Source organism: Prevotella sp. C561, from assembly GCF_000224595.1.
In the GTDB taxonomy this organism is placed as follows: Bacteria; Bacteroidota; Bacteroidia; order Bacteroidales; family Bacteroidaceae; genus Prevotella; species Prevotella jejuni.
Genome location: NZ_JH114152.1, coordinates 81678 through 101245, shown reverse-complemented (window position 1 = coordinate 101245; position 19568 = coordinate 81678). Strand labels below are relative to the sequence as shown.

Below are 19568 nucleotides of genomic sequence, written 5' to 3'. Positions count from 1 at the left end.
AAAGTTTCCGCTGAAATGAAAGTTTATCAGTCTATACCCACAATCGCAGACTTCAAAAACGAAGATGGCTCCGATAATCTCAAAGAAACTATTGAAGCCAATTATCGTAAGGAGAAAAAGAAATATTGTCGCTTGTGAATGCAGAGGTCAAGCGCATCAAGGCTGATTCTGCATTGGCACATCTAATTAAAGAATAGTTTTTTACTATCTTTTTTTATTGAGATATCTATTATAGACCCTTTATTCACTGTAAAAGGTTTGTCTATTGTTACGTGAATTCGGGATAAGTTTAGCATGATAAAAGTTCCAACTGCCTTGATTTTTCCACATACACCGGCAGTGCTTCTGGCTTGTTCTCAAAGAAGCAGTATGCTGTAAGGGCAGAACACAAGTTCATGATAAAGTTGTGTATCAAGCGGTGTCTTGAGTGAACAAGGTTGGCTTTGTTCTTGAGTAGTTCGTTAATGCACTCGATAATGTTTCTTTTCCTCAGCATGATTTTGTCCCACATAGCCATCAGTTTATTCTTCATCTTAGCCTTGAGCCCATGAACGGGTTGGATACCTTGACCAAATAGGCTCTCAAAGAGTTCCTGCTTGATGCATCACCCCTTTGACACAATTCAAATAATACTCCTTGAAATTGCGATATGCGCCGAAATGATAGCATACCCAAATGGTCATAATCTCACTTTCCGAGAGCCTGCCCTTGCGGTTTCGGTAGCGTTTGCCGTCACTGTTATGAGACGGTAGACGCAGGTTTTTCGCAAATCCGGCACTCAAATTCTTATCAAACTCGTCGATTATACAGAAAATTTCAGTAACTTTGTCCTTGGTAATCATCGTTCAAAAATTTTGTAATCTATTGATTATCACCTATAAAGATACGGTTTTTTGACGAGATTACCAACTTTTACAAGCCTTTTCTTATCGCGAACTCGCATATTAATCGATGTTTGTAAATTATTTTCATGCAACTCAAAGACAATACATGCACTTTTGACTTCTAAAAGACACCTAATTGACTTGCAAAAGATGCTCTTTTGGAGTGGTACTAATACTCTTTTGAAGTCCAACTAAGCACCTTTTCTTACACAACTTTATAACTAATTGATTTTCTGTTAGTTGTAAACTTACTTTTTATACGTGTTTTTATCTTTATTTATAGATATTTTAATCTGAATTATGTAATGATTTTTCATAGTCTTATCTAAATTTTGAAGTGTTAAAATGAAAAAGGGTGCGGTGTTGGAGGGTGATAATAGAATAGACATTGACTGTCTTGACTGTATTTTTGTTTAATGAATAAACTCGGTTTTTCCGTTAAAGCTATGCGAAAAGCATCCACTCATTTAACGGAAGAACCTAAAATATCTGGAGTAATGTTTGCATTGGCAGTATTGTTTATCATTGCTATTCTTCCCACTTTTAATCATTTCCGTTGAACTGCAATATGGACATAAAAATTTAACACTCAATCTGGACATTCCTCTCTTTCACTGTTTTATTACGATTAAAAAGGAAATCATATGATATTTTTTATTCTCTTGACAATCCTTTGAAGTACGCTTTCATTACTTTCAAGTATAGATACCGTGCCTGTCATCCCGCTTACAAGATTATACTTGTAATCCGTTATCCTTACCTGTGCCGTGAATACACTACCAGCTTCCGTTTGTAAGGGTATATGCGATGTGGCTGTTATTACAGCATTTGCAACTCCGTATGTTTCTGCATCGTAACCCTCAAACTCAATGTTTGCCGTCATTCCTCTTGCTATCGTATTCACATATTTATATGGAACGGTTATTGCGCCTTGATAGGCATTTGTCATCTGCACCTTTGCACTGATGGTTTCGGGATAAGGTATAAAATATGCGCCTATCAGTAGTCCCAACATCACAATGGTGATAATCGTGATACCATAACGGACAATCCTTGATGGTATCTCGCCAATGATATGCCTTACTTTCTCGCTGCGGAGTTCTATCTTGTTGTCTGACATAATATTCCTTTCTGCTGTTAGTTGCCCAATTCCAATTGATTCTTTACAAGGTTATAGTATGCATCCCGCTTTGCCGTGAGTGCTTCGTGGTTGCCAATTTCTACCACCTTGCCTTTATCCAATACCACTATTTGATCAGCATTCTTCACCGTACTTAATCGGTGAGCCACGATAACCACGGTCTTGCCTTTGTAGAACTCATCCAGATGCTCCACAATCATGCGCTCGTTATTGGCATCGAGCGAGTTGGTGGCTTCATCAAGGAAAATATAATCGGGGTTCTTGTACACAGCTCTTGCAATCAAGATTCGCTGTTTCTGTCCTTGACTCAAACCAACGCCATCGCGACCAATCTTTGTATTATACTTTAATGGTAGTCCCATTACATAGTTATGAATACAAGCTATTTCGGCTGCCCTTTGCAACCGCTCCTTGTCAATCTCTCCATCATCAACGGCAATGTTGCGTGCAATGGATTCAGAGAAGATGACACCGTCCTGCATCACCACACCACATTGTCTGCGCCACCATTTCTTATTGAGTGTGTTCACATCTGTTCCGCCAATGGTGATTTGTCCTTCCAATACAGGATAATAGCCTAACATCAGTTTGATGAGGGTGGTCTTACCGCTTCCCGATGCGCCCACAATGGCAGTTACTTTACCTTTGGGGATAGTTAGGCTCACATCATCAATGATGGTCTTCACTGCGTGTGGGTCGTACTTGAAGTTTACGTTTTCAAGGTCTATGCCCTTATCCTCTTCTTTCACAGAGGTTTCCAATCCTTGCTTGCCATTCTCGTCATCCATTCGGTGAATTTCGTTGATGCGTTCAAGACTAATCTTTACATCTTGCACAGAATAGAAGAAACCCATCAATTGTTCCACGGGCGAGTTAAGCTGCCCTATGATGTATTGCACGGCAAGCATCATACCAAGTGTAAGTTGTCCGTAGATAACGGCAGTGGCTGCCACCACGGTAATGACGATATTCTTTAGTTCGTTGATAAAGATGCTGCCAGCCTCTTGTGTCTGTTGCAGTTTGAGCGACTTCATTTGTATCTCAAAGAGGTCTGCCTGCACGTCTTCCCATTCCCATCTTCGGCGTTGTTCACAATCTTGGAGCTTTATCTCCTGCATAGAAGTTATAAATTCGTAGGTCTTGTTGTTGTTGATGGCTTGTTGCTCAAAGAGTTCATAGTCGAGTACCTTTCTGCGCCTAAGAAAGAGGGCAAGCCAACCACCATAAAGCAAGCTACCCACCATAAAAATGATAAAGATGAGCCAGTTGTAAGAAAGTAGCACAATGCTGAACACTACAAAGGTAAAGAGCGAGAATACGATGCTGAGCGTTTGTTGGGTCAAGAACGTGTTTACACGACTGTGATCGCCCATACGCTGCATAAGGTCGCCCATCAATTTGGTATCGAAGAACGACATGGGCAATTTAAGCAATTTGATAAAAAAGTCGCTTACCAAAGAGATGTTGATACGCAGTGAGATATGCAGCAAGAGCCAACGACGGATAAAGTCGATGGCTGTACGGCTCACGGTAAGAACAAGTTGCCCTAAGAGTATCAGCCAAATAAAGCCAATGTTTTGGTTTTTGATACCCACATCCACGATGGATTGAGTGAGGAAAGGTAGAATGAGTTGCAGCAGGCTACCCACGAGCAAGCCCAAGACAATCTGCCCGAAGTATTTGCGATATTGCTTGATGTAGCCAAATAGGAACTTAAATGAGCGTTCCTCTGTTGGCTGTTCGTCTGTCTGCTTTTCATAAAACGCAGGTGTGGGTTCCAAGAACATCGCAATACCTTCCTCTTCACCGCCCGATTGGGTGCTGACCCAATGCTTCTTAAACTCCTCAAGCGAGTATTTCACAAGTCCTTTTCCTGGGTCAGCGATGTAGAAGGTCTTGCCTTTCTTGACCTTATATAGTACCACAAAGTGGTTTTGGTTCCAATGAAGAATGCAAGGAAAATGTAACTTTGTAATTTGAGATATAGAAACTTTTCCAGCAATGGTGTCTAACCCTATAGCCTGGGCTGTATTTCTAATACCAAGTAATGATACACCTTCATTGGTTGTAAAACAATAATGAGAAAGTGTTCCTATAGATAAAGCCTTACCAAAGTATGTACTTATCATGGCAAGGCTTGCTATACCGCATTGCATAGCATCATTTTGTTTTATAAAAGTGAACCTTTTACCTCGCATATCCTTATAATCTATTTCCTATATTATTGTCGTTTTGAATTCTATTCTCGTCGACTTTTACCTTTGTTGAGAAATTGAAAGTCAGACGGCACCAAACTAGTTGGCTCTGATTTTTCATATATGCATTGTAATCAAGTGTTGGCACTTTATTGCTGATTCGCACTTTAGAGCCATTGAACAAGTCGTTAACTCCGATTTGCAGTGTTAGAGTGTTCCTTAAAAAAGAGTGCTCGGCTGTCAAATCCAAAGTGGCATATCCTTTCTGGTAGGAAGTGCCAATAATCGTTGGTGATGTGCAATAAAAATCCAGAGATAATATTCCCACGTTCTTCAATGATATACGGTTATTCCAATTAACTTGTCCGCCAAGCAAATGCTTCCTGTTATAGCTTCTGGGAATGCTTGTATAGGTCTCAGCAGCGTAAAAGTTTGATTGCCACCAGCTCAGTATGTTTCCACTATATGAATAACTCATTGTTCCAGTTGATTCACTTCCATAATTAACATTAGTATGGTAGGTAATGCCATCTTGTACTTCGAACAGTTCTGTAATGGCATTCGGCTTATGACGGAATGTCATAGCAAAAGAATGCCTGCCATACGAGGCTGAAAACTCCAGTACATCTGTCAGCTCCGCTTTCAGGTCGGGATTACCTTTGTCATAGAGTACATCAGAGATACGATTGACATAGCCGTTCATGAGCGAAAATGGAGGGCGGTAGATGGTACGTGTATAGGACAGCGAATAATTATATTGTCGGTTGGTATTGTAAGAGATATAAAGATAAGGGATCCAATCGGTATAATTCTTACTCACGCTATTACTGCCAGTTGCATTGCCTTTTACATTCGTATTCTCCATACGCATGATTCCACAGAGGTACCACTTTCCAGCCTCCTTTGATGTCCCAAAATAACCTCCAGCGATGTTTTCCTTGTAGTTCCAGTTAGTATCTATCAAAGTTCCAGAAAGATTATCAGAACTGTTAAAGGCACTGATTCGCTTACTATTCTGGATTTTTCCACCCAATCCGATGCTCCACCCATTGACATAGTTTTTCCGGAAGTCAAGTGTCGCTGATGTACCATGTCCATTGGAATGTGTAATATCGCGCTCATTTACATCATATTTTGATAAGCTCGAATACTTGCTATCGAGTTCATTGTCCGACAAGGATTTCTTGTTGCTATAGTTCAATAGGAATTTAAGGTTACTGTTCCGTTCATCAATGTTCCATGAATATGAGGCTACGATGTTGTAAAAGTCGGAATGCGCTAAATAAGTTTGATAGGCATTTCCCTGATATGCCTGCTCCAAGATATAATAAGTCTGTGCATTCTGTCCCCTGTCGGTAGTAGGTGACAGACTTATTCCGTTCAGTTCTAAACCAAGAGTATGCCTTGGTGTTAGGCTGTATGTTGCACCGATATGGTATAAATGTTCTTTCAAGTTTGAAAGATAAGTTCCAACACTGTAATGTTTTGTGTTGTTATAAAGATAATTGTTTGTAGTTTCGTTGTATTGCTTACTCCTGTCTTGTGTATACGAATACATGCCATATAGATTCCACTGTTTACGACCGAAAAAGAAATTCATAGTGGAAGTGTGGTGGTAAAAACCGATCTTGGGGGTTGAAGCATATATATCGGCGGTGCCGTCAAAGCCCATGCGTTTTTTCTGTGTGATAATATTGACGACTCCACCTGCAATGCTTGCATCGTTTACGCCTCCGTGGTTTCTCATTATCTCGATTTTATCAATATCCGAAGTCCTTAAACTTTTCAAATAAGCCGTTAGTTCATCACTCGAAAGCTGTCTGCCGTCAACAAATACAGCAGCGTCTTTTCCTGCTATTTGTATTTTTCCATTTGGCATGATGATTACTCCTGGAGCTAATTTCATCACATCGAAGGTCTTCATAGCCTCAATATTTGCTATTAGCTTCGGGTCAAAGATTGTTTTCTCATGTTCTTGCCTTATGATAGGTTTGTGCCCTTTTATCACAGCTTCTTTCAGGACATGTTCATTGGGTTGCATTTGAATGGTCCCGACATCCCCTGCTTTTACATCTAAATATTTAGTTCCATATCCTATATATGATATTCTCAACAGCCCATCAGTGTGATTGTTTGTGTTTTGTATAGAAAAAGTTCCGTCATCGTTTGAAACCGTTCCTGCAATGATTGTTGAATCTACAGAATTGAGTAGGGAAATAGTGGCAAACGACATCGGCTGCGCTTGTTCGTCAATTATGCGCCCTGTAAAATTCTGAGCATTTACTGTTAATGCCAAGAGGATAAATACTGTTGATAGAATATTTCTCATATTTCTCATATATTTCTTTTTATGCAATACTTAGATAAGAACATATGTTTTATAGATTCTTCCATACCTTCTTTTCCTATACAGTAATCTTTTCCTGCATTTTCCAATGCAATTTGGCTACAGCCACCACCACATATCGGAAAGACTGAACATTGTTTGCATTGCTTGTTCTGAATCCTGACTTCATCTCTTTTTGAATGAAGACTGTTCCATATAATGTTTCCATCACTGTCTAACATTCCTTCCTGTCTTTCATCTGTAAAATCACGTGCATTGCATTTGTAAACTTTCCCATCAAAGTTAATAACAGCCTCATTGACTTTATCAGCATAACATGAGTTACGAACGTGATCTTCCAAAACAGCATCAGGTATTGTAAAGCCGAACTCTTCAGCTAAATCAATAAATCGATTTACTGAATCGTCCAAGTTTTTATTTGTTTCTTGCCAGACTTTATTCATCGATAAAGTAATAAGTTTCCTTTTCTCCGTGCTCAGATCATCAAAATCCTTAAAAATAAGTTCAAGGTCAGATAAGTTTTCTTGAGTATAGTTTATCCTCAATACAACTTCTATACCCAATTCTACTGCTGAATGTATATTATGGATAATGGTTGAATAAGACCCGATATTTTTGTGTGGAAATCTTGTTTTATTATGTTTTTCTTTATTCCCGTCCAATGTTATTTGACAGCTTGCCAATCCTAAACCCCTTAACTTTTCAAGCCTACAGGAATTGAACAAATACGCATTAGAGGTAATGTCCATAGCATAATCTTTATGGTATGTAGTAGCACAGTCTTTGGCATATTTAGCAATGGGCAACATAACCTCAGAATAATATAGTAACGGCTCTCCTCCAAAAAATGATAGTTGGAAATGTTCCAAATCTTTTTTTGACATTATTTGCTTTATGTGCAAGCAAACCCTTTCTTGAATTTCATCTCTCATCTTATTTATCTTGCCATGGTTTTCATAGCAATACCAACAATGAAAGTTGCAATTTGTTGTGGGATTAACTATTAATCTATAGGATTTTGTGTCATTGTTTATTGACTGTATCAAGTTGGCTGCATATTTGAACTCATCTATATTATTTTCACATAAAAATCCATTGACTTTTAATGCAGAATGGAAGTCTGGATGAATATTTTCTAAGTCCTTTGGTTGATTGAAATTTATTAATTCTATTAGTTTAGGAGTGAGATACAATAATCCCATTGATAATGCATTAAACGCAATAAATCCCCCTCTATATTCAATATTATTATTGTAGATACTATATTTCATAACTGTCGATTATTTAAAGAGGCACAGAAGATTATCTTCTATGCCTCTGTCTTTGAACTTTAGAGGTGCTTTACACTTGTAGCATTGCATCCACATCCACAATTACCACGTACAGATACACTTACAGATTTCTGAATAGGTACTGCATTTTCTACTGTATACACAGAGAATCCTCCTTTGAGGTGTCCCATCTCGTTTTTTGAGATAGGAATAATAGATAATTTATTCTTGTTCATATCTCTATTGTTTTTTGCCTACTCTTTAAGATAAGCTTTTCGGCATCCGCTCCTTTAATTATTTCAGTTCGGTTTGGATCAGCCTTCTTATAGCTTCTGGCATTGCTTCCCTTTGTACAGTAAGGTCTGTTCTATAATATAATCTTAACGATGCAAATATACAAATCTATATTGTTTATAACAAGGAAAACAAGTTTTATTTTCAAAAAATTGCAACTCCTCAATATTTTCGCTACATTTGTAGCTAGATTTACTATCTACACATTGTTTATATGAATAAAAAGATTATTTCATTAAAAGATTTCGAGATTACTCCCAACGAGAATGTTACTGAGCGTAGCCAAAAATTCCAAAGCTATATTGACCAAATGGAGCAGTTCGGCTGTAAGAGTTATTGGGTCATGGCAAGAACGGGAGTAGGAGCCAAGATGCAGATAGAGGGCTATGATGGTGAAGTTTCCGCGTACATTTCCAATGATTACCTTGGTATGTCGCAAAGATCAGAAACTAAAGAAGCTGGCATAAATGCCGTCCTGAAATATGGCACAGGGGCAAGTGCCGCACAAGCCATAGGAGGCTATCTAGATATTCATAAACAATTGGAGGAAGACATAGCGAAGTTTGTAGGACAAGAAGATGCCATCCTTTTTTCATCTGGCTTTGGCGCTAATGCAGGTTTACTTCGTGCCATATTGGGAAAAAATGACATAGCCTACATCGATTCGTATATACATACCAGTGCCACGAGTGGTTTAATTGGAACCAATGTAAAACATATAGGACACAATGATATTGACTATCTTGACATGATTCTTGAACGGGAAACGGGAAAATATCAGACTCGATTGGTCATCATTGATGGGGTCTATTCTCAAAATGGAGATTTATCAAAACTTCCAGAGTACATTGCAGTATGTAAGAAACACGATTGTCTTCTTATGATGGATGATGCTCACGGCATTGGTGTTATGGGAGAAAACGGCAGAGGAACAGCTGACTATTATAATTGCTTGGGACAAGTAGATATTATTACAGGAACTTTCAGTAAGTCTTTCGGATGTGTCGGTGGTTTTGTTGCCGCGTCAGAAAAACTGATTCAGTATCTGAGATATTATGCTGACAGTAATGTCTTTTCCGCAGCAATGACTCCACAGGTTGCAGCATCTACACTGAAGGCACTGGAACTTATACAGACACGTCCTGAAATTCGCAAGAAATTGTGGACCAATGTCAATTATCTGCGCAAACGACTGACAGAGGAAGGCTTTGATATAGGCTGTTCGGTATCAGCAATATTCCCTATTATGGTCAGGGACAATAGAAAAGTATATGAAATAGCACGTGAATTACAAAAAAGATGTATCTTTGTAAGCGGTATCACATATCCTGCGGTAAGAACCAAGGAAGGACGGCTTAGAGTCAGTGTGTTGGCTTCACACGAAATAGTACAGTTGGAGCAATTGGTGACCGCCCTTGTGGAAATTAGAAAATCAACACCTTTTTAGATGGCAGAAGAAGAAAATAAACCCAAAAGATACAGAAGGACAAATGTCGATATACAGGCTGACATTATCAAGGCAGCAGAAAGTCTGATCAAGAAAAAAGGCTTTGCATCAATGTTGGTAACAGAACTTATCAAGAAAGCCAGAATCGAACCGCTTGTCTTTTATAACAGATATGATAATCTTAGTGAGTTTTATGATGAATTCGTTAAGAGATACGACTATTGGTTTAAGGATGTCCTGACTGATATTCCATTTCCTACTGATTCAGAATTGGGCTATATCAGTATTTTCAAGGATGTACATAAGGCACTTCAGGACAAATCCGTAATGTTGGAATTACTGCGTTGGGAAATAGCAGAAGGAAATCAGACCACGGTTCGTACAGCTATGCTCAGGGAAATGCACACATTACCTCTTGCCAATTCCTATGAAGAGAAATTTAAAGATATTGACATATCAGCCATATCGGCATTGATTATAGGTGGCATATATTATCTCAATCTCCATCGCGACCGTTCAAAGTTTGCCGATATTGACTTGAATACGGAGCAAGGCAGAAAACGTATAGAAAAAGCCCTGGAGGAACTTGGACACATGGTATTCCACTGCCATGAAACAAATAATTATAAGCAAGCCGTTGCTGAAAGAATGAAAGAAAACGGTATCAGCGATGAAGTCATTAAAAGGTGTCTGAATTAAAAGATACATAACAAGGAAAATCCCCAGTTATCCAGCAGGTAATTGGGGATTTTCTTATTATAGCAACTATATCTTACTTAGCAAAGCGGCATTTTAGAATTCCTGTAAGTAAGATATTACAACGCACAAACGACTATTTCCTGTAATCTCCCTTTATTTCCTGCTTTTACCAAAAACTTTTATTTCTCTTTATATACCTATAATTTAGCAGCTTGATAACAGTATTCATCATTAAAATTATCAAGCAATGGAATCAAATAACAATGACAATTATGTGCTGGTCTTGGAAGACCGCACGGAAGTAAAGAACGAAAAGGAAGCAGGCAAGCTTTCCATAGTTTCAGGTATTGACGACAAGGGAAACCTTAAAACCACTGAGGCAATCGCTGCCAATCAGGCAGCGTTCCTGAAGTTCAACAACAAAGACGGACTGCTGAAGAACTTCATGACCAACTTCCTCAAACAGTTCAACAACCCGACTCATTTCGGGTTATACAAGGTATTGGCAGACAATGTGGAGCAGGGTGTGGACAACCTGCGTACCATGCTCCAAAGCCGTGAAAAGCCCGAAAGCAAACAGCAACTGGCTGAGATGGGCGTTCCCTTTGAGGATTATCTGCCCCAACAGAAGAATGCCACCGCTATCGACCCTGAAAAGGTGGATTGGAAGATGCTCGACAATCTCGGTCTTTCCCGTGAGCGATTGGAGCAAAGTGGAGAATTGGAAAAGATGCTCAATTGGCAGAAGAGCAATCTCTTGACGATTGCCGTACCTATTGGAGACACTACTATCTACACCGAAGCTCGCCTTGCGTTCCGTACGGACGATAACGGCAATATCGGTTTGGCAATTCATCCTTTGAGAAAAGAACCACAACTTGATTTTCCCTATATGGGTTACAAGTTCTCTCCCGAAGAAAAGGAGCAACTCCTTGCTACGGGCAATCTCGGTAAAACCATTGAGATAATACCTAAGAACGGAGAGCCTTTCTCAGCCTACGTATCTATCGATCCGCAGACCAACGAAATCATAGCCCTGCGTGCTGACCGTGTGAACATCCCTAAGGAGATCAAGGGCGTAACGCTCTCTGATGCCCAGTACAAAGAACTTGTGGAAGGCAAAGCCGTGAAGGTGGAAGGTATGACTGCCAAGAGTGGTAAGACCTTTGATGCAACTTTGCAAGTCAATGCCGAGCGAAAAGGCATTGAGTTCATCTTTGGCGACAACAAGAGTTTAAGAGAACGACAGGAACACAAACAGACACTGCAGCAAGGTGTCCCACATAAGCTCTGCGGCTTAGAGTTATCAGATAAACAGCGTGAAGCCTTGGATAGCGGTCGTACACTATACCTAAAAAATATGGTGGACAAACAGGGGCAACCATTCAACGCCTATGTCCGCATGGACAAGGAACAGAATAGACCACGCTTTTATAAATGGAATCCCGACAAGAAGCAGGAAACCGGTAAAGAAAAGGTCGTAGCTGTGGCGGAAGAACACAAGACACAGGTAGCCGTGAATAACCACGGCAAGACCAATGAAGCCACCAAAAACGTGAAAGAACCACTCAAAACGGGACAGACACAACCTACTGCCGAGCAGAAGCAAAAGCAGGACGAGAACAAACAAAAGAAGTCCCGTGGACGTAAGATGTAACCCTTAATTCTATTATCGACTATGACAACTTGTATTATTGCCGAGAAACCCTCGGTAGCAAGAGATATTGCCCGCATCGTAGGAGCAACGAGCAAGCAAGACGGATATATGGAAGGCTGCGGCTATGTCGTTACTTGGGCGATGGGACACCTCATCACCCTCGCCATGCCTGAAGCCTATGGCTTTTCTGCCTACAAAGCCGAAGACCTGCCTATCCGTCCAAATCCCTTTCAGTTAATAGTACGACAAATGCGTAAGGACAAGGAGTATGTATCAGATCCAGCAGCATTGAAGCAACTCAAAGTGATATGCTCCTGCTTTGACAAGGCAGATCATATCATTGTCGCCACCGATGCAGGTCGGGAGGGTGAACTCATCTTTCGCTACATCTATCAATATCTTGATTGTAAAAAGCCTTTCGAAAGACTTTGGATAAGTTCACTCACAGACAAGGCTATTCGTGAGGGGCTTTCTAATCTCAAGCCTGGAAGGCATTACGACAATCTCTATCATTCTGCCAAGGCAAGAAGTGAAGCCGACTGGCTCGTGGGTATCAATGCAAGCCGCGCGCTGTCCATTGCCCGCAGGGGAGGCTATTCCTTGGGACGGGTACAGACCCCGACACTTGCTATGGTCTGCCGTCGGTACATAGAGAATCGTGATTTTTCTTCCGTGCCTTATTGGAAACTCTCCGCTCTCATGGAGAAAGAGGGCGTGTCGCTGAAAGCCATTGGCATTACAGACTATGAGAGTAAAGCATCGGCACAGACAGCCCTCACTACGCTCCGCAGTCAGAGCCGGCTTAAAGTTGAATCGGTCGCAAGAAAGGTAACGCATACATCGCCACCACTCTTGTACGACCTCACTGCCTTGCAGAAGGATGCCAACAGACGCCAAGGCTTTTCTGCAGACAAGACCCTCTCGATAGCCCAAAGTCTCTATGAGAAGAAAATCACGACCTATCCACGCACAGGCAGCCGATATATCAGCGAGGATGTCTTCGAGGAAGTACCCGTCCTGCTACGCAAGGTAGGCAAGACACTATCCAATCCGCTTAATCGCCACTCGGTGGACAATGCCAAAGTTACCGACCACCACGCCATTATCCCGACAGGTGAGCCACCATCAGGATTGTCGACAGATGAAATAACTATCTATCAAATGGTAGTTAATCGCTTCATAGAAGCCTTTTCCCCCGATTCCGAGGAAGAGCGTATGCAGGTGCGGTTTACTGACGGTACCAACATCTTTACTTGGAAAGCGTGTAGGCAGATCTCCTTGGGATGGAAAGTCGTACAGAAAGGTAAAGAAGCGGAAGCAGATAAGAAAGAAGATAGTGATGAACATATTTTGTCTTCATTGCCTAGTTTGACAGAGGAAGAGGTTTTGCCACTTGTTTCTGCTGAAATAACTGAGCATAAGACTAAACCGAAGCCGCTCTATACAGAAGCAACACTGCTTTCTGCTATGGAGAACGCAGGAAAAGAGGTCGAAGATGCAGAAAGTAAGAAAGCGATGGCAGAATGTGGTATCGGCACACCAGCCACCCGTGCCAACATCATCGAGACGCTTATTCTCCGTGATTATATCCGAAGGGACAAGAAAGCCATCATTCCTACCGAGAAAGGGCTGGCAGTCTATGAGATTGTCAAAGATAAGAAGATTGCCAATGCTGAGATGACAGGCAGTTGGGAACTTGCCCTTGCCGCTATTGAAGTAGGAAAGATGCCATCTGATAAGTTCGCACAGGGCATTAATTCATACGTGGGAACAATCTGCGAGGAACTCCTCTCACATTCTCCTGAGCAGAAGTCCTATCCTGTATACCGCTGCCCAAAATGCGGACAGCAGAGTGTTGGCATCTATGCCAAGGTAGCCAAGTGCAGACATGAAACCTGTGGTTTCCATGTGTTTCGTGAAGTCTGCAGCATACTTCTCTCTGAAGATAATATCCGTGACTTGATAAGTTCTGGTCGTACGCCTATCCTTAAAGGGCTAACCAGCAAGGCAGGTAAGAAATTCAATGCCCGACTTGTTCTGGGCGAAGACTACACCACTTCCTTTGAGTTTGAGAACAAGAAAGGAAAACAAAGAGGAAAATAATCCCGACAGAAACGGAGATTTACAGATATAGATCGGGAGGTAATACTTATATCTCCCGACCTTTTTACCTCCACTTATTAAAAGAAAACACTATGGCATACAATAAGAAAGAAGTCCTGCAAGCCAACACGGAAGCTATCCGTGTGGTCTTGCGCCTGGAAAAAGAACGCCGCGAAGCCACCGAAGCTGAGAAAAGTATCTTACAGAACTACCAAGGCTTCGGTGGCTTGAAATGTGTACTCAACCGCACAGATAACCCCAATGACATACGCTATTGGAGCAAATCAGAGCAGAATCTCTTTGAACCTACCCAGCAGCTCAAGCAGATGATTTATCGTGAAGCCGTAGATGCCAACACCGCCAAGCGGTATTGGGAGAGCATCAAGGCAAGTGTACTGACTTCCTTCTATACCGATACCCGTATCGTTTCTGCCATCTCAGACGCACTTGCCTCCACAAACCCGCTGATAAGACGATGTTTAGACCCTTCTATGGGTATGGGTGCACACATTTGAAGTTAAAAAGAAAAAGGCTGCTCCAGCAATCAACTTTGCCCGAGCAGCCAATTCTTTTACTCACAAGGTTTGTGATTCTTTCACAACAACCGTTAGGCGCACTTTACGGTTCTGGGACAGGTTCAGGCTCTGGTCCCGGTTTCTTTTTCCCGATACCGCCCTCTTCTTTCTTCTTAGTCTCCTTCTTCGTCACCTGCTCATAAGCAACATCGGTCAGCGTGAAATACTTGGTTGATGCCACCAGACGCACCACAGGCTTTTCGATATGCACCTGCGCACGGAAAGGCGTACCCACTTCAACGGCTTTACTCTTGAACGATGGCTTCAGCGTACCGAGGTCGCCAAAGTCCACGATGTCGCCGTTAGCCACGATGTCGCGTGCGGTTTCAGTGGCAAGATTAAGAACTGCTGCCACTTCCTGTGGATTGAAAGTAGTAGACTTAGACACTCGTTCGCAGAAGTTGCGGAAATCTACACGGTGTCGTCCCGTAGGTTGGGCAATCTGTACGGTTTTCTCACCCGCCTTGCCCACATTGAGCTTGCGCTCAGTCAAGATAAATTGTAAAGGCTTGTTTGCCATAGTATACATAAAGTTGGTCTACATTGTTAGCCTTGCGTGAGTCGAGACCATAAGACCCACAAAGCTGGCTGTCATGGGCAACCAACAGCAAAGATAGTAATAAAATTTTATCAAACCAAGAACTAATAGAAAAAGCTCCTAAGCTTTTTAGAAAAAGGTTAGGAACTTTTTAAAGAAAGCTTAAGAGCTTTTTGCCGAAAGCTTAGGAGCTTTTTGAATATTACTTAGTGGCTTTCTGAAATTCTACTAACATCTTCCTTTAGATTGATTGCAAATAATTTCTTCTCGAACTAATAATTTATACTTCTATCCGCTTGATATTTCAATAAAAAACTTAAATTTGCATCGTATTTCTTTTGAGAAAGCAATATATGTTTAGACACAAATATATTCTATTCGAATAGAAGTTACAACTTAATCAAAAAAGAGAAATAATCAATATAAAACGAGTATGAAGCAACACTTTATAGGAAAGATAATTCTGGGCTCTATCATTACTGCACTTATAGCATCTTGTGCATCAAGTAAGATAGTTTTATCAAATAGTGTAGACATAAGTAAGTATAAGTATGTCATTTTTGGAAAGGAAACATCTGGTGATAGAGAACTGGATGATATTGTAATGTCTGTACAAAACCAAATAGCTGCAACAAACCTAACTGTATTGTCTGCTTCGAACACCATAAAAGTATCTGAGTGTGCAGATAGTATTCTCACCCCGAACATTCACGTTACAACTGAAAAATGGGATGGAGGGCATACATATATTATAGTAACACTTTACGATTATAAGACCAATCAGAGTGTAGCTGTTATAAAAAGTAGTGGTATAGGAATGACTATAAAACACGACCAAAACATAGCATTAGCAGCGATAGAGAAAGAATTAAATAAGCTATTTAAATAACTACAGGGCTTCTTAAACAACTGAATAGATATGTACCCACGTGATAATATCTTCAATATTTATTATAACATAGGCAAACGAACTCCATTCTTAGTTAAAAGATGTGAGTTGGGATTGGCTAGGTCATCAAGTGAAGAAAGGCGTATAGATCCTAATCAAGACAGAACCTTTTTAGTAGAGAAGGTAAAGCCACGGGGTAAATATGGTAAGGCTTATGGTAAATGTTTTGTAAATGGCAAACCTGATGATAGCTATAGGCAAGAGTGCTATCCCAATATTAAAGATGAAGAAATTCCTTGTGCAGGATGTGGTGAGTGGGTACTGATAGATGTCCCTGGTGTATCACTTGATGAAATTTTCCCTATCCACAAAGCGGATGAAGTACTTATGTTTGGGAAATACAAGGGGAAATCCTTTGGGGAAGTTTATAAAATAGATCATCAATACCTCTATTGGCTAGATACAACAGATAGATTTTTCAAAATTGACTTTGAGGAACTTAAACGATTATTTCCCGAAGTATTATGTTCTCAATAAAGTTTTTCAACTATAGAAGAGGGGTATATTTATCTAGTGTCTCCCTTCTACATTTATACACGGCATAATGAGAACTGGTAGCTGTAAGGTGCGAATTACCCCTATCATTCTAATATGGAGAGTATTCCATTGTATGTGACCATAAAAACACTAATTTTTGGCACAAGTATGCCGTACAGGGAGAGTTCCGCCGCTATGATGGCATCAATCTCCTGAAGCACGCACTTCACAATACCATTCCCGACATTAACAAGAGCAAGGAAGTGACGGACAAGGTTACGGGAGAGACCAAGACCATCAAAGTCAGGGACGGACATGCTATACAAATGGCAAATGCCAAGATTGAGGAAATCAGACAGGGCTTTGTCGATTGGCTCGGACGCACACCTGACACGTTCAAGCAGCAGCTCCCTGACCGTTACAACCGCCTTTTCAACTGTTTTGTGCGACCCAATTTCGACGGAACGCACCAGACATTTCCCGATCTTGACCTCAAACGATTGGGTATTGCCGACCTCTACAAAAGTCAGAAGGATGCCGTGTGGATGCTCAAAACCAATGGTGGCGGTATCTGCGACCACGAGGTGGGAGCGGGAAAGACACTCATCATGTGTACGGCTGCCTACGAGATGAAGCGGTTGGGACTGGCAAACAAACCGATGATTATCGGACTGAAAGCAAACGTCTTCGATATTGCCGACACTTTTAGGAAAGCTTATCCCAATGCTAAGGTACTCTATCCAGGTAAGAACGATTTTAATAAGCAGAACCGCCAACGTATTTTTAACGATATCAAAAACAACGACTGGGACTGTATTATACTTACGCACGAACAGTTCGGCATGATACCGCAGGCCTTGGAGATACAGGAAGCGATTATGCAGAAGGAACTGGACTCCGTGGAAGAAAATCTCGAAGTGTTGCGACAACAAGGAAGAGACATCTCTCGTGGGATGCTCAAAGGATTGGAGAAGCGCAAGCAGACGCTTGAAGCCAAGTTACAGAACATACAGGACAGTATCGCAGAGCGTAAGGACGATGCCGTGGATTTCAAGATGATGGGTATCGACCACCTCTTTGTCGATGAATCGCACCAATTCAAGAACCTGATGTTCAACACTCGCCATGACCGTGTGTCGGGTTTGGGCAATCCGGACGGCTCACAGCGTGCCTTAAACATGCTCTTTGCCATACGCACCATACAGGAGCGGTCTGGCAAGGACTTGGGAGCCACTTTCCTTTCGGGAACGACCATTTCCAATAGCCTGACGGAACTGTATCTTCTGTTCAAGTATCTCCGCCCGCAGGCTTTGGAAAAGCAGGGCATCAACAGTTTTGATGCTTGGGCAGCGGTCTTTGCCAAGAAGTCGACCGACTATGAGTTCTCCATCACAAACGACATCATTCAGAAGGAACGGTTCAGAACATTTATCAAAGTGCCAGAGCTGGCTGCCTTTTATGCGGAAGTATAGGATTTGGAAGCAAGAAAAGGCGAAGAATGCGTATCTGATTGAAATAGAGGAGATATTGCCTGTTTACTCATTGAGTTGCATCAATAGAAATAGACTAAGAAAGGAGTGAAAAAGCAAGAGTTCAGTTACCAAATCGTTCGAGAAACGATGAAAGGAAAAGAACTGCTAAAAGTGGTAACTAAAACGGTGTTTTCTCTTTCATTATCAATGTTTTGCATCACTCAAAGTTCCTCTAAGAAGTGTAATTTTGCAAGCAAAAAACAATGGAAAAAGAAAAAATGAAGCTGCTTTTCTACCTCAAGAGAGGTACGCAGGACAAAAACGGGAAAAGTCCCATCATGGGACGCATCAGTATCGGACGCTCAATGGTTCAGTTCAGTTGCAAATGTGCCTGTACACCCAATCTATGGGACAGTCGCAAACAAAGACTGGTAGGCAAGAGTGCAGAAGCCGTATCAGTAAACAACGAACTTGACCGACTGCAAGTAAGCGTCCATCAAGTTTACGAATCGCTTTTGGGCAAGTTGAACAACACTGTTACGGCAGAGCAGATAAGGGAACTTGTATTCGGGTTAAACAGCGAGTCGCAGGGGCTGCTTCATCATACGGACGAGTATATCAACCGCTTCCGTGAGCGGGTGGGTATAGACCGCAGTGAAAGAAGACTGAAATGTCTGCTGCTTTTCCGTAAGCATCTGGCAAAATTTCTCAGACATCGCTACCATGTGGACGATATTCCCGTGCAAAAAGCCGATACTGCCCTTATCAAAGACTTGGAGGAGTATTTTGCCAAAGAAAAGGGTTTTAAACTCAACACTTCGGCTGGTTATCTTACTATGCTGGCATCCCTGCTCAAAGACCTGCACAAACGGCACATCATAGACATCTATCCTTTCATCGCTCACTCTATCCGCTGGGACGTGGGTACACCCCGATACATCACAAGGGAGGAAGTAAACAGAATAGCAGCATTAAGCGATAACGAACTGCAAGGCTATGAGCAGGTGTCGAGGGATATGTTTCTCTTTTCGTGCTATACCGGTCTTTCCTATACGGATGTGTACCACCTCACGGCAGAGCATATCATCCATGAGTCTGGTATGAATTGGATACGAAAGCCGAGAATAAAGACAGGCAATATATGCCACATACCGCTACTGCCCGAAGCATCTGCCATCATTGAGCGCTACCGAGGTATTCACACTAGGGCGTTCCGTCACGAACCGCCCAAAGGGTATCTGCTGCCCATACCAGGCTGCGACACTGTAAATATCCATCTCAAGAAGATAGCACGGCTTTGTGGTATCACAAAGACACTGACCTTCCACATGGCTCGCCACACCTTTGCTTCGCAGATGACACTCTCTGAAGGCGTGTCTATCGAGAGCGTATCGAAAATGCTCGGGCACAGCCAAATAAAGACCACACAGGTGTATGCAGAGACTTCTCCAGAGCGTGTCTTTCGGGATGTGGAGAAGATTTAATTCCTCTCATTGCACAATATCGTCTGACTAACTAG

General features: G+C 41.5%; 11 protein-coding genes and 6 pseudogenes. 10 read left to right on the top strand and 7 right to left on the bottom strand.

Translation table 11 applies throughout. The features are described from left to right. A pseudogene (locus HMPREF0666_RS18185) lies at positions 1-197 on the top strand (conjugal transfer protein TraG); the annotation flags it as partial. 92 nt (positions 198-289) lie between these two features. Here the strand turns inward: HMPREF0666_RS18185 and HMPREF0666_RS16835 are convergent. From HMPREF0666_RS16835 to HMPREF0666_RS17450, 6 genes and pseudogenes are all read right to left on the bottom strand, one after another. Beyond that, positions 290-842: pseudogene (locus tag HMPREF0666_RS16835) on the bottom strand (transposase). Between the two features lie 682 nt (positions 843-1524). Beyond that, a complete protein-coding gene (locus HMPREF0666_RS13000; RefSeq protein WP_009012824.1) occupies positions 1525-2004 on the bottom strand; it encodes a hypothetical protein in 480 nt (159 codons plus the stop codon). A 17-nt stretch (positions 2005-2021) separates the two neighbouring features. After that, positions 2022-4223, bottom strand: a complete 2202-nt coding sequence (locus HMPREF0666_RS12995; RefSeq protein ID WP_009012823.1) for a peptidase domain-containing ABC transporter — start codon at positions 4221-4223, stop codon at positions 2022-2024. Between the two features lie 4 nt (positions 4224-4227). Then, positions 4228-6549: a TonB-dependent receptor domain-containing protein gene (locus HMPREF0666_RS12990; protein WP_198010552.1), complete on the bottom strand. Its 2322-nt coding sequence runs from the start codon at positions 6547-6549 to the stop codon at positions 4228-4230. 5 nt (positions 6550-6554) lie between these two features. Further along, complete coding sequence (locus HMPREF0666_RS12985) at positions 6555-7838, bottom strand: radical SAM protein (protein ID WP_009012821.1); 1284 nt, start codon at positions 7836-7838, stop codon at positions 6555-6557. Between the two features lie 59 nt (positions 7839-7897). Beyond that, the gene (locus HMPREF0666_RS17450) at positions 7898-8074 is read right to left on the bottom strand and encodes a hypothetical protein (protein ID WP_009012820.1); all 177 of its coding nucleotides are present in this window, start codon (positions 8072-8074) and stop codon (positions 7898-7900) included. Between the two features lie 272 nt (positions 8075-8346). On the opposite strand from HMPREF0666_RS17450, the gene HMPREF0666_RS12980 reads away from it, so the two are divergent. The 5 genes and pseudogenes from HMPREF0666_RS12980 to HMPREF0666_RS12960 all read left to right on the top strand — a co-directional run. Next, positions 8347-9579: an aminotransferase class I/II-fold pyridoxal phosphate-dependent enzyme gene (locus tag HMPREF0666_RS12980; RefSeq protein WP_009012819.1), complete on the top strand. Its 1233-nt coding sequence runs from the start codon at positions 8347-8349 to the stop codon at positions 9577-9579. Continuing rightward, positions 9580-10278, top strand: coding sequence for a TetR/AcrR family transcriptional regulator (locus HMPREF0666_RS12975; RefSeq protein WP_009012818.1), 699 nt, complete (start codon positions 9580-9582; stop codon positions 10276-10278). A gap of 247 nt (positions 10279-10525) precedes the next feature. Continuing rightward, a complete protein-coding gene (locus HMPREF0666_RS12970; protein WP_009012817.1) occupies positions 10526-11935 on the top strand; it encodes a DUF4099 domain-containing protein in 1410 nt (469 codons plus the stop codon). A gap of 21 nt (positions 11936-11956) precedes the next feature. Beyond that, the gene (gene topB, locus HMPREF0666_RS12965; RefSeq protein ID WP_009012816.1) at positions 11957-14038 is read left to right on the top strand and encodes a type IA DNA topoisomerase; all 2082 of its coding nucleotides are present in this window, start codon (positions 11957-11959) and stop codon (positions 14036-14038) included. 92 nt (positions 14039-14130) lie between these two features. Then, positions 14131-14544, top strand: a pseudogene (locus tag HMPREF0666_RS12960) (hypothetical protein); the annotation flags it as partial. Between the two features lie 112 nt (positions 14545-14656). Here HMPREF0666_RS12960 and HMPREF0666_RS12955 read toward each other — a convergent pair. Beyond that, positions 14657-15133 (bottom strand): histidinol phosphate phosphatase, encoded by a 477-nt coding sequence (locus HMPREF0666_RS12955; protein ID WP_042856397.1) that lies wholly within the window; start codon positions 15131-15133, stop codon positions 14657-14659. A gap of 451 nt (positions 15134-15584) precedes the next feature. On the opposite strand from HMPREF0666_RS12955, the gene HMPREF0666_RS12950 reads away from it, so the two are divergent. The 4 genes and pseudogenes from HMPREF0666_RS12950 to HMPREF0666_RS12935 all read left to right on the top strand — a co-directional run bounded on the left by HMPREF0666_RS12950 (position 15585) and on the right by HMPREF0666_RS12935 (position 19568). Beyond that, positions 15585-16040, top strand: coding sequence for a hypothetical protein (locus tag HMPREF0666_RS12950; protein WP_009012813.1), 456 nt, complete (start codon positions 15585-15587; stop codon positions 16038-16040). A gap of 30 nt (positions 16041-16070) precedes the next feature. After that, a pseudogene (locus HMPREF0666_RS12945) lies at positions 16071-16562 on the top strand (hypothetical protein); the annotation flags it as partial. Positions 16563-16679: 117 nt separating this feature from the next. Beyond that, a pseudogene (locus tag HMPREF0666_RS12940) lies at positions 16680-18049 on the top strand (helicase); the annotation flags it as partial. A gap of 263 nt (positions 18050-18312) precedes the next feature. Then, positions 18313-19568, top strand: a pseudogene (locus HMPREF0666_RS12935) (tyrosine-type recombinase/integrase).

Coding starts and splice junctions, on each gene's coding strand:
- HMPREF0666_RS13000 (WP_009012824.1), bottom strand. CDS start 2,004: ATGTCAGACAACAAGATAGAACTCCGCAGCGAGAAAGTAAGGCATATC.
- HMPREF0666_RS12995 (WP_009012823.1), bottom strand. CDS start 4,223: ATGCGAGGTAAAAGGTTCACTTTTATAAAACAAAATGATGCTATGCAA.
- HMPREF0666_RS12990 (WP_198010552.1), bottom strand. CDS start 6,549: ATGAGAAATATTCTATCAACAGTATTTATCCTCTTGGCATTAACAGTA.
- HMPREF0666_RS12985 (WP_009012821.1), bottom strand. CDS start 7,838: ATGAAATATAGTATCTACAATAATAATATTGAATATAGAGGGGGATTT.
- HMPREF0666_RS17450 (WP_009012820.1), bottom strand. CDS start 8,074: ATGAACAAGAATAAATTATCTATTATTCCTATCTCAAAAAACGAGATG.
- HMPREF0666_RS12980 (WP_009012819.1), top strand. CDS start 8,347: ATGAATAAAAAGATTATTTCATTAAAAGATTTCGAGATTACTCCCAAC.
- HMPREF0666_RS12975 (WP_009012818.1), top strand. CDS start 9,580: ATGGCAGAAGAAGAAAATAAACCCAAAAGATACAGAAGGACAAATGTC.
- HMPREF0666_RS12970 (WP_009012817.1), top strand. CDS start 10,526: ATGGAATCAAATAACAATGACAATTATGTGCTGGTCTTGGAAGACCGC.
- topB (WP_009012816.1), top strand. CDS start 11,957: ATGACAACTTGTATTATTGCCGAGAAACCCTCGGTAGCAAGAGATATT.
- HMPREF0666_RS12955 (WP_042856397.1), bottom strand. CDS start 15,133: ATGGCAAACAAGCCTTTACAATTTATCTTGACTGAGCGCAAGCTCAAT.
- HMPREF0666_RS12950 (WP_009012813.1), top strand. CDS start 15,585: ATGAAGCAACACTTTATAGGAAAGATAATTCTGGGCTCTATCATTACT.